General features: G+C 61.2%; 11 protein-coding genes. 8 read left to right on the top strand and 3 right to left on the bottom strand.

Annotated elements, in window-relative coordinates; genetic code table 11:
• Nucleotides 1-21 precede the first annotated feature (21 nt).
• The 3 genes from DWU98_RS19185 to panE form a co-directional block, all read right to left on the bottom strand.
• Nucleotides 22-1,698: a hypothetical protein gene (locus tag DWU98_RS19185; protein WP_230474951.1), complete on the bottom strand. Its 1,677-nt coding sequence runs from the start codon at nt 1,696-1,698 to the stop codon at nt 22-24.
• 131 nt (nt 1,699-1,829) lie between these two features.
• Nucleotides 1,830-3,647 (bottom strand): FAD-binding oxidoreductase, encoded by a 1,818-nt coding sequence (locus DWU98_RS19180; protein WP_115497194.1) that lies wholly within the window; start codon nt 3,645-3,647, stop codon nt 1,830-1,832.
• A gap of 134 nt (nt 3,648-3,781) precedes the next feature.
• Complete coding sequence (gene panE, locus DWU98_RS19175; RefSeq protein WP_115497248.1) at nt 3,782-4,705, bottom strand: 2-dehydropantoate 2-reductase; 924 nt, start codon at nt 4,703-4,705, stop codon at nt 3,782-3,784.
• Between the two features lie 160 nt (nt 4,706-4,865).
• Between panE and DWU98_RS19170 the strand changes: the two genes are divergently transcribed.
• The 8 genes from DWU98_RS19170 to DWU98_RS19135 all read left to right on the top strand — a co-directional run bounded on the left by DWU98_RS19170 (nt 4,866) and on the right by DWU98_RS19135 (nt 14,308).
• On the top strand, nt 4,866-5,252 hold the full coding sequence (locus DWU98_RS19170; protein ID WP_115497193.1) for a DUF2946 domain-containing protein: 387 nt from the start codon (nt 4,866-4,868) through the stop codon (nt 5,250-5,252).
• Nucleotides 5,253-5,480: 228 nt separating this feature from the next.
• On the top strand, nt 5,481-7,784 hold the full coding sequence (locus DWU98_RS19165) for a TonB-dependent receptor (RefSeq protein WP_115497247.1): 2,304 nt from the start codon (nt 5,481-5,483) through the stop codon (nt 7,782-7,784).
• Nucleotides 7,785-7,791: 7 nt separating this feature from the next.
• Nucleotides 7,792-9,153 carry a PepSY-associated TM helix domain-containing protein gene (locus tag DWU98_RS19160; protein WP_230474950.1) on the top strand — a complete coding sequence of 454 codons (1,362 nt, stop codon included), beginning with the start codon at nt 7,792-7,794 and terminating at the stop codon, nt 9,151-9,153.
• An 86-nt stretch (nt 9,154-9,239) separates the two neighbouring features.
• Entirely contained in the window at nt 9,240-9,800 is a 561-nt protein-coding gene (locus DWU98_RS19155; RefSeq protein ID WP_147293377.1) for a hypothetical protein, read from the top strand.
• An 88-nt stretch (nt 9,801-9,888) separates the two neighbouring features.
• Nucleotides 9,889-11,412 carry a glycerol kinase GlpK gene (gene glpK / locus DWU98_RS19150; protein WP_115497190.1) on the top strand — a complete coding sequence of 508 codons (1,524 nt, stop codon included), beginning with the start codon at nt 9,889-9,891 and terminating at the stop codon, nt 11,410-11,412.
• 80 nt (nt 11,413-11,492) lie between these two features.
• Entirely contained in the window at nt 11,493-12,698 is a 1,206-nt protein-coding gene (locus tag DWU98_RS19145; RefSeq protein ID WP_158545122.1) for a M48 family metallopeptidase, read from the top strand.
• A 112-nt stretch (nt 12,699-12,810) separates the two neighbouring features.
• Nucleotides 12,811-13,368, top strand: a complete 558-nt coding sequence (locus tag DWU98_RS19140; RefSeq protein WP_230474949.1) for a YbhB/YbcL family Raf kinase inhibitor-like protein — start codon at nt 12,811-12,813, stop codon at nt 13,366-13,368.
• Between the two features lie 79 nt (nt 13,369-13,447).
• The gene (locus tag DWU98_RS19135; protein WP_115497188.1) at nt 13,448-14,308 is read left to right on the top strand and encodes an AraC family transcriptional regulator; all 861 of its coding nucleotides are present in this window, start codon (nt 13,448-13,450) and stop codon (nt 14,306-14,308) included.
• Nucleotides 14,309-14,840: the final 532 nt, after the last annotated feature.

Raw genomic sequence — 14,840 nt, 5'->3', positions numbered from 1 at the left:
TGGCATGCCCGCAGGGCGGCATCAATGCCAGCTACGGTTGTCCGTGTCAGGTGTGAAAGACACGCCGCGCAGGACTTCGCCAAACGATGCCGAACGCAACGTCACAAACCGCTCGTCGGCGGCCGACGCTGCCGACGCGTTGGAAAGTTCGTCGCGAATCGCTACCAGCTTGTTCGGATCCGCACCTGTGTCGCCGTTACCACTGATGGTGGAGGTGGTTGCCCAGATGGTGACTTTACCGTCGCCATCCACGCGCCCAGTCAACTGACGCAGGCCATCGGCCGCCGGCGACCATGGAAGGCTCGTGGCGGCATTGGTGCCAGTGGGATAGCCCTTCACCGTGTACGGCTGACCGAGATTCAAACCTGCCTGCAGCGTATAGGCCAGCGTCCAGGACTGCGTGGTCGCGTTGAAGACCCACTTCTGCAAGCCCGCCGTGGTTTGCGCGGCAGCGTGCGTGTAGAGATCCGTGCCGCCGGTATAACCATCGCCTTCATCAGCCACGTACAAGGTGTTCGCATCCGCGAACCACAACGCGAAGGGATAGGCGAGCGTCTTCGCCGATTTGTTCGGCGTGGAGGGAAACCCAGCCAGCACACACATGTTGCTCGGCAAACCGGTGGTTTGCAGCGTCGAGGCGTTGTACGAGAGCGGATCGGTCGGAAGTGCCGCGCCCGCCCCCGGAACACCCACGCCATTGGGGCACGCCCTGCCCGTGGTGTCGATGAAGTAAACGGTATTTACGCCGTTACTGCCGCTACCTTTGGTGAGATACACCACCTTGTTGAAAACGGTGATCCCGCGGAAGTTGTCGTCCTTGCCGATCTTGTCGGCTTTGGCACCGAGTGCCGTGACGGAAAAGCTCGCCAGCGGTGCAGGCGTGGTGGGATTTTGCAGCGCTTCGGGTAGCGTTGAAGGCACGATGTACTGTGCGCCAGCGCCGAGAATGATGCCGTCGGGCTGCGGATTGCTGCCATTGCCCGCATTGCCCACGGTGTAGAACACGTTCGCACCGTTGAGATTGTTGTAAATCGCGGCGCGGCCGTTGTTGCCGCTGTACGCATTCGTTTCCGTGAAATGGAAATGCCCGTTTCCATCCACTTGTGCCACCGCACGCTCGAACGTTTCGCCCACGGGATTGGTCGAATCCTGCGCCAGCGGCGTGTTGGAATTGGATACGTCGACGGCATTGACCGGCGCCACATAACCCATAAAGGTGAGATAGCGACCATCCAACGACAAATGCAGCCCCAATTCGGATTTGGAACTGAAGCTTGTGACCAGCGCACCCTCGCGCGCGGCGGGAAGCAAGCTGTTGGGAACCTCCAGCGAATTGATCAGCCAACCGTTGGGCGTGATCTGGTCGAGATAAATGCGCGAAGTGATGCCGAAGCTTGGATCGTAGATTACGTTGTTCCACACGTACGGATACGTGCCGTCGTTCGTTGCGCCGCTCGCGGCGCCGCATGCCCCGCTCGCCGCCGGGCAATTGGGCGGCAGTACTTCGCCCACCTGCACATTGCTGGCTTTATTGTCGTACACACTGCGACTAACGACGAGGTTTCCGGGCCAGAAGTGGACATCGCGATCATGAAAACCATCGCCCGCATAGGCGACGACACCGGCTGCCAATGTCGCCACGGCAAGCGAAGCGACCAGATATTTACGGCGAAGCGTAAAGCGAGAAGCTGTGGACATCGTGATCTCCGGGAGTTGGGGTGGACGGAGCAACTACGCACAACCCACCCACGGTAATCACGACGAATGAAGTTTTTTTTACAGCTCTGTGGCGCCACGCAGCTGTTATGACGACGTGAAGGCCATTCTCATCACGCGGGCGTGAAGCCGTCCGCACTCCAGGCTTCGCTGCCTACGCCGTGATGCACGAAGAACAAGCCTTCTGGATCGTATCGACGCTTGGCAGCCGCAAGCCGAGGGTAATTCGTGCCCCAGAACGCGCGTTGCCAATCGCGCTGGAAATAATCGCTTTCCGACACGTAGGCGCCCGCATCCGGAGCCACATGCAGCAGTGCATCCATCGCCTTGTCGACGGCCGCCGACGCCTTGTGTGCTTCAGCCAGATCCGGCCCTGGCCCGGGCATGCCGGGAAATGCTGGCGGCCCGTTGTCCGCGATGATGGCCAGCGCGAATGCATCGAGCACCTGTGGATGGGTCGCTGTATCGCGCGCCGCCGCAATAGCCTCAGGGGGCGCACCGGCCAGCCCTTTGTTGAAATGGAACCCCACGTATCCGTGCCGCGAGCTGGCAAAAATCGCATCCGTCAGGTGCGCTTGCCGTTGCTCGCCCAGCAACGATGACGGTAGCCATGCCGACTTGTAGTTGTAGATGTACCAGCCCACCTGCCCCTCATCGCCTGCCCACAACACATGATTTTTCGGAGCGCCATCGCGATCGTCCGGAATCATGAAACCGGGTGCATGTTGCCGGAAAAATTCCGCATCCCAGAAATGCCGCGCAGGCAATGCCAGCACCCGCACCGGGTCGGCGAACGCATACTCTTTGCGCGCACGCACCCAATCCAGAAACGGCTGCCATACCGCTTGCGCCTGTTGCTGATCCAGGCCTTGGAACACCATCGAAAGGCGCAATACGTTGTCCGGACGAAAGCCCATCTGTTCGCCCCAGTGTGGGTTGAACAATTCACGCTGATAGAAACGCATCGCTTGGGCGATCAGCGCACGATACGCATCATCCGACTCCGCTTTAATGCTGCCGAATACGGCGCCGAAATAGTCAGGCAAATCATGCGTGCGCAGCGTCAGACGCGTCACCACGCCAAGGCTTCCGCCACCGCCGCCCTTGATGCCCCAGAACAGTTCCGGATTGACACATGCATTGGCGATGCGCACCACGCCATCGGCGGTGACGATTTCCGCTTCGATCAATCCTGCTGCGGCCGTGCCGAACGCTTTGGAAAAACTGCCGAAGCCGCCGCTCTGGATCAGTCCGGCGACGCCCACCGTCGTGCAGCCACCACCTTGCACGTAGCGCCCACCGTGCGTGGTCACCGCATCGTATGCGTCGATCCACATCGCGCCAGATTGCACGCTTACCGCCGGCTGCGGCGCCTGCACGCCTTCGCACCCGTGCGCCACGAAGGCATCGTGCATGGTCACGGCATTCATGTGCCGCGTCCAGACCAGCAGGGAATCGGGCGCATTGGAGGTGCCTTGATAACTGTGGCCGCCGCCTTTGACGACCAGGCGCAAATGATGCTCGCGCGCAAACCGCACGGCGGCGCACACATCGGCCGTGCTTTGCGCAGCGACGGCGTAGGTGCTGGGCCTCGACACCCACGCGTCGGCCCAGCCGCTGGTCTGCGTCAACGCAGGCTGATCGCCAATGTAGAACGGGTTATGCAGGTGCTTGAGCGCTTCCTGGCATGTCGGGGAGGAAGCGCCGCCGGCAAATGGGGATTGCAGCGCCAGCAGGCGGCCGCCTACCGATTCCTTCAGCGCATTCCAATCCGCCGGCGACGGCCAGCCCGGTTCGCCTGGCCGCACGCGCGAACGCAATGCGTGGGCCATCTTTCTTCCTGACGCGGCCCATGCCGATGTCACGCCCGTCACTGCAACCGGCAAAAAGGGAATCGCCAGCGCTGCCTTGAGCAACTCACGTCTGTTCATGTCCGCACTCCGTAACCTGGATGGGCTCACTGTCGGCCCTCACACGACGCGGCAGCCACCGGCACGTGATGGGCGGTGGCTGAGCGGTGACGAATGGTGGCGCCTCAGGGACGAACAGAACCCATCGATGGGGGTCAGCGTGCGTGCCTGATCTCGTACGCCTTCAGATGCGTGTAAGCCACGCGCAGCATGGGCAGGTCCAGGGCCGCTGCTTCGCCGCGTGCCAGCAGGTCGCCGATGACGTGATCGGCCTCCACCGGGCCGCCCCGTTCCAGATCGCGCATCATGGAGGCGCTTAGTGCCGAGCCCTGCTCCGTCAGCGTGGCGCGGGCGCGCTGCAGTACGGCTTCGCTGGGCGCGTGACCATGGGCCTGGGCCACGCGGCGGCAGTCATCGAGCAGACCCAGTATCGCGCGCTGCCCGCCCGCCGCTGCCACGATGTCACCGACCGGCGCGCGCATCAGGCAAGTGATACCTGCCAGCGAGGCCAGGAATACCCATTTGTCCCACATGTCCTGCAGGATGGTCGTGCTCAGGCGCGGCTCAAAGCGCACGCCCGACATGGCCTGCGCAATGCGTTCGATACGCGGCGAGCGGGAACCATCCCGCTCGCCAAACGTAAGACTGTGCGATGCATTGAGATGGCGCACGACGCCTTGCGCATCCAGCGTCGCCGCGATGATGCATTGACCGCCGAGCACATGCTCGGTGCCAAACCGCGTATCGAGCAGGTCCATATGCCGCATGCCGTTGAGCAACGGCAAAATGGCCGTTTCGTTGCCTACGGCAGGCGCCATGTCCTCGATCACCTGCGGCAAGTGATACGCCTTGCAGCTCACGATGATCAGCTCGAATGTCTCGCGCAAGGCACCGGCCTGCACCGTGGCCGGCGCCGGCAGATGGACATCGTCTGCCGGGCTTCGAATCACCAGTCCGTTGGCAGCCAACGCTTCGGCGCGCGCCTTGCGCACCAGAAAGGTGACGTCCTGCCCGCTTTCCAGCAACCGGCCACCAAAGTAGCCACCCGTGGCGCCCGCGCCGACGACGAGAATTTTCATGATTCCACCTTCGTGAACAAAACTCGCCGCATTATCCACCTGCGTGCTTGGACGCTGAATGCCGCTGCGGATGTGGCCGCCTGTCACATGATCTTTGCGGCGTTTGATGCGATGATACCTGGAGCCTGCTCCAGGCTTTCTTGGCATCGGGATATCCGGCGTGTTCAAACGCGCAGCACAGCAACGGCTCGTGGCATGGCTGGCTCTGGTCGCCATGGCGCTGATCGTGTTGATGCCGGTAGTCTCGCGCACCATGCCGATGGACGGCGCCATGGCCGGCATGTCGTCCGGCAGCACGGATCAGTGCCATCTGCACGCGGGTCATCAGCACCCCGGCGTACCTGCTCATCCGGATGATCCCACCGCGCGCTGCGGCTACTGCGTGCTGCTTTCACATACACCGGTGCTCGGCTGTGGCACCGCGCTGGTGGTGCTGCCGACGCATGTGGTCTCCTTCGTGCCAGTGGCGTCGTTACCGAGTAATGTTCCTGCCGAACCGTTGCTCAGCGCACGTCCAAGAGGGCCGCCGTTACTTGCCAACGGCTGACGGTGTGATGTCTGGCGACATTGCCTGCCCTATCAACACATGACCCATCGCTTGGGCTGTGCATCGCTGCGCAGCCTTGGATCGTTGCTCTTCCCATCGGCCTAACCGCCTTGTGTTGAGTGCGCGCGCATCGTCGACAGGATGATGCCTCGCGTTTGCGAATGCGTTGATCGACCTTCACTTCTGCGCCGTTTCGACGGCGGAACCATCGAGCAGATTTTCTTTCATATGCGCCCTGCCCTTCGTATCAACGCATTGGCTGCGTTGCCGCTTGCCATGTTGGCTTCATCCCTTGCGCTGGCTCAGAACAGCCAGGATGCGCACGCGCCCGGCACGCATGTCCAGGCGAAAAAGCCAACCACGCTTGCGCCGATCAGCGTTTCGGCTCCCACGCGCATGCCACCGGCATCCACACCGGATTTCCCGGCCACCCAGGTCAGCATTACCGCCGCTCAAATCAAGGCGACGGTGAATGCGGTGGATGTGGAAGATGCGGCCAAGTACATGCCCAGCATCTTCATCCGCAAGCGCAACGAAGGCGATACACAGCCGGTAATCGCCACGCGCGACTGGGGCGTGAACTCCAGTGCGCGCACGCTGGTGTATGTGGACGATATTCCGATCTCCGCGCTGATCGCCAACAACAACACCCTTGGCGCGCCACGCTGGGGTATGGTTTCGCCGGACGAAATCGATCACATCGACATGCTGTACGGTCCCTACTCGGCCGCCTATTCGGGCAATGCGATGGGTGGCGTGATGCATATCGTCACGCGCACGCCGGACAAGCCCGAGGTAACCATCCAGCAAACCGAAGCGATTCAATCGTTCAATCTGTATGGCACGCGGGGCACATACGCCACGAGCAAGACCAGCATCACTGCAGGTGGTCGCGACGGAAAATTTTCATGGTTTGTCGGGGCGAGCGGCCTTAACAGCTTCAGTCAGCCGTTGAGTTTCATTACCAGTGGATCCACACCAGCCGGCACCAGCGGAACCATCCCCGCGCGCAACAAAACGGGCCAGCCGGCCAATGTGCTGGGTGCGGGCGGTTTGTTGCACACGCGCCAGCTTAACGTGAACGGTAAGTTCGCCTACGACATCACGCCATGGTTGCAAGCAGCGTACTGGGTCGGCTTCTGGAGCAATCACGGTGAGTCGCAGGTGCAGACCTATCTCACCCATGCGCAAGGCGCGCCGACGTATGGCAAGTCGTCCGCTTTCGCCAGCAACGACTATTTTCTCGCCGCGCACCACCTGATGCAGGCGCTTTCGTTGAAGACGGACACCCAGGGCGATGTGGATGGCGCCCTTGTCTTGACGCATTACGATTTCATCAAGGACAACCAATGGTCGCCGTACGGCGTGCTGGGTGGCGCCACGTTCACGCCGAACGGATTGCTCGCAAGCTATGGCGGCACGAACTGGTCCACGGCTGACCTCAAAGGGATCTGGCGGCCGCAAGGCTACGATGGCGCGCATGAATTGTCTGCGGGGATACACGCGGATCAGTACACGCTCGCCAATCCCACGTACAACCTCAGCACATGGCAGGATCCGTCGAGTATCACCAGCCTGTATGCCGCCGGTCGCGGCAAGACCAGGACCGAAGCGGTATGGCTGCAGGATGCCTGGCAGTTCGCGCCCGATTGGCTGGCGACCATCGGTGGTCGCTACGAATGGTGGAAGGCTAGCGATGGATTCAACGACAGCGGCAAGACGGCTGTGTATCAACCCGCAGAGCATGCCTCGGATTTCTCGCCCAAGGCGACGCTGCGTTGGAATGCGACGCCCACTTGGCAGATCACCGGTTCACTGGCAAAGGCCGTGCGTTTTCCTACCGTCTCGGAGCTGTATCAGCTCGTATCCACCGGTTCCACGTTTAGTTCGCCCAACCCCGACCTCAAGCCGGAGCGCGATATTAGCGGCGAGCTGACGGTGGAACACACGCTCGACGATGGTTATGTGCGCGCATCGCTGTTCCAGGAGAACACGCGCAACGCGATGATCTCGCAGACCTCCACGCTAGCGGGGTATGCCGTGCCGGTCACGTTTGTGACCAACGTGGGCGCGGTACGCAATCGCGGCATCGAGCTGGCGGCCGATCACGATGATGTGTTGATCCAAGGCCTGTCGCTTTCCGGCAGCGTGACATTCGTCGATTCCACCACGCTGTCCGACGACAGCTTCGCAAGCGCTACCGGCACCACGGCCGATGGCAAGCATGTGCCTTACGTACCGCGTTGGCGCGCCACAGCCATAGCCACCTATCGGCCCACGCCCGTGTGGGCTTTTACGCTGGCAGGACGATACAGCGGCAAGCAGTACTCCACCCTGGATAACACCGACAACACGTCCGACGTGTTCGGTGCGTTCGACAGATTCCTGGTGGTGGACCTGCACGTGAACTACCAGATCAATCGGCAGCTGTCTGTCGCATTGGGTGTCGATAACCTCAACAACGAAAAATACTTCCTCTACCACCCGTTCCCGCAGCGCACCTATGTCGCCAATCTCACCTTCCATCTCTGAGCGGCCGATGCGCCAACGCCGTGCGCATCGCCTGATCTGGCGCTGGCACTTCTATGCCGGACTGTTCTGCCTGCCGTTCGTGTTGTGGCTGGCGACCACCGGCATGATCTACCTGCTCAAGCCGCAGTTGGAGCCGTGGCTCGAACGCCATTACGCGCATGTCACGCAGGCTGCGGCACAACCGCCTTCGGCACAAGTGGCAGCGGCATTGCGCGCGGTTCCTGGCTCAGTACTCAACGCCTATGTGCTGCCCGAATCGACGCAAGCCGCCACGCGCATATTGGTGGGGCACGGCAGCGAACTGATCCGCGTGTTCGTCAATCCGTCGACGCTTCAGGTGTTGAAGGTGGTGCGTGAAAATGACCGCTTCATGCGGGTCATCTTCTATCTGCATGGCGAACTCATGCTGGGAAGCCGAGGCTCGATGCTGGTGGAACTGGCCGCCTCGTGGACCATCCTTATGCTGCTTACCGGCCTTTACCTTTGGTGGCCACGCAATGCACGTCTGGGTGGCGCGCTCTATCCGCGACTCACGCACGGGCGGCGCGTATTCTGGCGCGACCTCCACGCGGTGACGGGCTTGTGGATTTCCTTGCTCGCGCTGTTCCTGCTGCTTTCGGGTCTACCGTGGACATCATCGTGGGGCGGCATGCTGCACACGCTGCGCAGTATGCGTGCATCGACGGCGGTCACACAGGACTGGACCACTGGCAGTGCATCGGAACGTGCCCAAATCCGCGCCCAGAACACGCCGCCCGCCAGCGACCCTGCCATGGCCATGGATATGCCGGGCATGGCGATGTACAGCATGGAAACCGCACCCACCGACTACGCCGCGATCGACCGTCTCGTGCCGATTGTGGCCGCACAACAGCTTGTACCGCCCGTGCTCATCGCGCCGCCCTCACAACGCGCGCCCCATTGGACCGCGCGGTCGGATTCCGATGATCGTCCGCGCCGCAGTGAAATCACGCTCGATGCCGCCACCGGCGCCGTTCTTCATCGCACGAGCTTCGCGCAGAAACCCTTGCTGGATCGCATCATCGGCTACGGTGTTGCGATTCACGAAGGCGCACTGTTTCCACCTTTGAACCAGATGCTCGGCATTTTCACCGCACTGGGATTGATCACGTTGTGCATCAGCGCCGTCGTCATGTGGTGGCGACGACGCCCCGAAGGCGTGCTTGGTGCGCCGCCGCCGATGGCAGACACCGCCTATCCCTATGCATGGGTCGGCCTGCTTGTCCTCATGGGCGTGGTTCTGCCGCTGCTTGGTGCCTCCATGCTGGCGATGTGCATGATCGAGCGCTTTTTCCTGCGCCGTTCGGCGCGTGCGCGCATGTTCCTGGGGCTTGCTTCGCGGGCCTGATACGGGCCATGACAACGAAAAAGAAACGGCGCAAGATGGTGCCCGTAGCGGTCGTGGGATCGCAGCCTACATGGAGGATTCCGGCCATGTTTACGTCACGTCTACTCACCGGTGTCATGCTCAGCTTGGGCGTTACGCTAGCCGCCCAAGCTGCAGAAAACCCCGCTTTCACCGTACTGGAGCAGACCGACAGCGGTCAGCCCATGCTCTTTCAGAGCACACACCCCTTAAAAAAGGGCGACGTGATCAAGGTGTACGCAACCAACGCACAACAGATCACGGTGATGCAGGTGGCGGCGTGCGGCAGCGATTGCTCGCATGTGCACCTGATTGGCACCTTGCCTCTCAGCGCCTACGCGGTGGGTTTGACGACCAATAGCGCACGGTTCGTCGTGCCGCAGAGCGGCTACATTTCCTTCTGGGTGCAACCCGTGGTTGGCCTGCTCAGCACACCGCTCAACGCCAGCAATGGCCCGTGGTCATTTGCGCGCGTGGATCCGTTCCTGCTGCTTGGCCAGCAAACACCCTATCTGATGCCTCCAAATCCCATGCCCGCACGTGCGTTTTCATCGGACGAAGGCGGACTGCACGCCCGCTTCGACCACCGCACCTTTGTGACGGTCAGCCTTGCCGACGCCGGCCAGTGACATGCGGCGCGAGGCAGTCATCGCGCACGCGGGCGTAGGTTGCGAGCGACCGCGTGCTGTGCGCTGAATCGGGGCGGCTACACGGACGATGAGCCAACGCGAAACACCCGCCTACATTCTGGCCATCGACCAGGGCACTACCAGTTCGCGCGCGATGCTGTTCGATCATGACGGCTCAGTCGTCGGTATTGCGCAGCGCGAATTCCCACAGTTGTTTCCACAACCCGGCTGGGTGGAGCACGATCCACGCGACATTCTCGCCAGCGTGCGCAGCACCATCGTCGAGGTACTGACCAAAACGCAGGTAAGCGCCGCGTACATCGCCGGCATCGGCATGACCAATCAGCGCGAAACGGCCGTCGTATGGGACCGCCATACCGGACAGGCCATCTACAACGCCGTGGTCTGGCAATCACGCCAGACGGTGGCTATCTGCGAACAACTCAAAGCCGGCGGCTATGCATCGCTGGTGCGCGAACGAACCGGCCTCTTGATCGACGCGTATTTTTCCGCCACCAAAATAGCGTGGATACTTGATCACGTGGACGGTGCACGCCAACGTGCGGCGCGCGGCGAACTGTTGTTCGGCACCATCGATAGCTGGCTGATATGGAACCTGTCAGAGCATCGCACGCACGTTACAGACGTCAGCAACGCGTCGCGCACGTTGCTTTATGACATTCACCGCAGGCGCTGGTGCCCCGACCTGCTCGCCATGCTGGATATCCCGGCGGTCATGCTGCCCGAGGTCCGTTCGAGCAGCGAGGTGTATGCACACACCGATCCGGCACAATTTTTCGGCCAGCGCATCCCCATTGCCGGCGTGGCAGGCGATCAGCAGGCGGCATTGTTCGGCCAGGCGTGCTTCGAGCCGGGCATGGCAAAAAATACGTACGGCACCGGCTGCTTTCTCCTGATGAACACCGGCACGCGCGCAGTGCGTTCCGAACACGGCCTGCTTACGACGCTCGCCTGGGATGTGGACGGCCAAACCGAATACGCACTGGAAGGCAGCATTTTCGTGGCCGGCTCCGCGGTGCAATGGCTGCGCGATGGCTTGCGCATGCTCGATACCGCACCTGAATCGGAAAGCTACGCCGAACGCGTCCCCTCCACCGACGGCGTCTATTGCGTTCCGGCTTTCGTGGGATTGGGTGCGCCTTATTGGCGCAGCGATGTACGCGGCGCACTGTTCGGCCTCACCCGTGGCACGCGCAAGGAACACTTCGTCCGCGCCGTACTGGAGTCGCTGGCCTACCAGACGCGCGACGTGCTGGATGCCATGCAGGTCGACGCCGGGCTGACGCTGAAAGCCTTACGCGCGGACGGCGGCGCCATCGGCAACGCCTTTCTCGCGCAATTCCAGGCGGACATCCTGGATGTCACCCTGGCACGGCCCACCGTCAGAGAGACTACCGCACTGGGCGCCGCCTACCTGGCTGGGTTGGCGGTGGGGTTCTGGGAAAGCCGTGCGCAGATCGCCCGGCAATGGCAGGTGGAACGCGAATTTACACCACGCATGGATCCCGCACGCCGGGAGGCGCTTTACGCTGGCTGGAGGCAGGCCGTGCAGGCGGTATTGGCGTTTACCCCTCCCAATAACCTGACCTGAGTTCATCGGTAGCCGCATCGTCGGGGCTGCTTTAGACTGCTCCTGCGCATCGGGGGATGCGTATACAGGGAGATAGGGAAATGAACGAACTCGTCTATAGGAACGAGACGACGTTGCGCACCATTGCGCTCGTATTGTCCATCATTATCTGGTTACTGCTGCTGTTTGGCACGGTCGGGTTTTTACTCCTCTACGTCGTGCTGATTGCATTATTCGCGCTCGTTGCGCATTCGGCATTGATTGCCCATCTTCGCGGCAACGCCATCCGCATTACACCCAGGCAAATGCCCGATCTGTGCCAACGCATTTATCGCTGCGCACGCAAGCTGGGGATGGAACAGGTTCCGGAAGCCTATCTCGTCAACGGCAACGGTGTGCTCAATGCGTTTGCCACCCGTTTTCTCGGTCGCAATTTTGTCGTCCTGCTGTCGGACGTGGTCGACAGCATGGAAGACCGGCCCGGTGCGTTGGATTTCTATATCGGCCACGAATTGGGCCATTTGCGGCGCCATCATCTGACCTGGTCAAAGATCCTGGCACCGGCCATGTTTCTTCCGTTGATCGGCGCGGCTTATTCGCGCGCACGCGAGTACACCTGCGACCGGCATGGCCTTGCTGTTTGCGACAACCCGGAAGATGCGCAGTACGGACTGGTTGCGCTTGCGGCCGGCAAGCGGCGCTGGAAGGCGGTGGACCTGGAGGAATACAGCAAGAGTGCGGCCAACACACCGGGGTTCTGGATGTCACTGCACGAGCTGGTCGGCGATTATCCGTGGCTGAGCAAGCGCCACGCATGGCTGCGCGCCATGGCCGAACAACGCGCGCCCAAACTCGGTCAGCGCAACCCGTTTGCCTACGCCATCAGCCTGTTGCTGCCGCGCATTCCTGGGCTGGGGATCGGTGGCGGCATCATCGTGGTCGCCTACATTGCCATCCTCGCTGCCATTGCGATCCCCGCCTACCAGAATTACCTGGAACGCGTCGCGGTGACCACCGCCATGAGCGATAGTGCACCGTATCGCGAGGCGATCGCACAATACGGCACCAGCCGTCAGCAATGGCCAACCAGCGTGGATCAGCTCGGTTTGCCAAAATTTTCAGGCGATCGAACCGTTGCGGGCATCGAGCTGGAACAGAACGGCGAACTCAGCATTACGTTCGTCAACGCAGCGCTACGCGGCCACACGCTCTTGCTTACGCCTTATGTGAGCAACAACACCATTCACTGGTCGTGCGGCGGCGATATGCCGGCCACGGTACTACCACAGGAATGTCGCACGCCCTAGCCACGCAGGCGGCCGTCCCTTGGAAGGAGCAACGCCGGTTACTCCTTCCATCGCCATGTAGACGATGTTGGCGCTAAGCTTGATGCCCCCGACTCTTCGACGGTGCACGGCAATGACCTGCAACCCACCGTTCCATCGCGCTGCGATAGGGCTTGCCATGCTGGCCTTCTCCATGACGGCCGTCCAGGCCGCGCAGCCGGCAGCATCCTTGAAGGTGAGCAGCGCCAGCTTCAACGATGGCGCAAACATCCCGTCCAAGTTCACCTGCGATGGCGCCGATCTGTCGCCGGATCTGCACTTTTCATCGCCACCGACCGCCACTCGCAGTTTCGCCATCGTTACCGACGATCCTGACGCACCGGCCGCATTCGCGCATTGGCTCGCCTATGGCATCCCCGCCAGTACACAGCGTCTTCCCGAAGGTGCCTCCACGCCCTCGCAGCGACTGGTGCATGGTAACGAAGGCACCAACGGCTTCGGCCATATTGGCTATGGCGGCCCCTGCCCGCCTGCAGGCAAACCGCATCACTACATCTTCCGGGTCTACGCGCTGGATGTGATTCCAGCGCTACCGCCCGGGGCGAGCATGGAGCAAGTCAACGCCGCACTGCAGGGACATGTGTTGGCAGAAGGCCACATTACCGGCCTGTATGCGCGCGACGGCGATTGAGCCGCATGCATTGAGCAATTTCTGTCAGGTGTTGCGCGGTAGCGATCGGTAAGCTTTGCCTCGCCAAGGAGATACCGCATTGACCCCGCGCCACAAGGACGCCTACCTCCTCCGATTCCAGAAAGTACTCGCGTATATCGATGAGCACCTGTCCGAAGAACTCACCGTAGCGCGGCTTAGTGACGTGGCGTCATTTTCGAAGCATCATTTTCTGCGTCAGTTTTCCGAGCTTTTCGGGATCGGCGTTTACAAGTACGTGCAGCTGTGCCGACTCAAGCGCGCTGCCTATCAGCTTGCCTTTCGCGCCGATCAGACGGTTACCGACATCGCGCTGGACAGCGGCTACGACAACAGCGAATCGTTCTCCCGCGCTTTCAAAAAAGGGGCCGGACAAGCACCCCGTGATTTCCGTAAACAACCGCAGTGGGAACCTTGGCATGAGGCTTACCAACCGCTCACCACACTGAGGGCCCGCTACATGCAGACCGATCCATCGCTCCATGACGTTCACGTCGTGGATTTCCCGCACACAAACATCGCCGTGCTGGAGCATCGCGGCCATCCCAACCTCATCGGCGATTCGATCCGCACCTTCATCGCATGGCGCAAGCAGCACCATCTTCACCCCAGCCGCCACGCCACCTTCAATATCTTCTACGATGATGATCGCATTGACCTTTGCGTGGCTGTCGACGATGATTTTTCCAGCGACGAATCAGGCATCCTGAGCAAAACGCTCCCCGCCGGTCGCTGTGCGAGACTCAGGCACATCGGCTCGGACGACCATCTGTTGCAGTCTATTTCCTACCTGTACTCGCAATGGCTGCCTCAGAGTGGCGAGGAACCGCGTGATTTTCCGCTTTTCGTGCAACGCGTGCGGTTTTATCCGGACGTGTCGGAGCATGAGACGGTCGTCGATATCTTCCTGCCGCTGAGATGACACAGCCCGCTTGCACGCCTTCATCGTGAGATGTGGCGTAGCGATATGGCGAACCCGAGCATCGTGCCCTTGCCTGCTCCAGGCTAAGCCTTGTGGCGTCTTCCAAGATGTCTGCCGACACCCACTGCGGATAAAACGCGTCATGCGCAACTCGCGCTGGCACGAGTTGATCGGCTAATTGAATTCACCGGCACAGGCAGGTCCGCATGACAACACATGCGCTTGCTGCGATTAATGCCGCGCGTTCTTCGAATTGCGCGTAGGAAAGCCCTGATTGATCTATCAACGATTGGCACCTGTTGCGTGGGTGACCTTGTTTGCGAACAAAGCACCTTTTATGTTCGTTGTCTCCAAGCAAGATCACACCGCATGTGCACACACCATGCGCACCCATCACTCGCCATGGAAGGGAATGAAACGAATGTCTGCACGCGCTAGCGAAGCCGCCAACGGCGAACGGGCCAATCAAGGCTTTCACCATCACGAAGCGCCCAACAGCGGTGAAGACCGCGCGCGTCATCGCAAAACCTAT

The sequence above is a fragment of the Dyella monticola genome, from assembly GCF_003363155.1.
Classification (GTDB): Bacteria; Pseudomonadota; Gammaproteobacteria; order Xanthomonadales; family Rhodanobacteraceae; genus Dyella_B; species Dyella_B monticola.
This window is presented reverse-complemented; position numbering and strand designations above follow the sequence as displayed.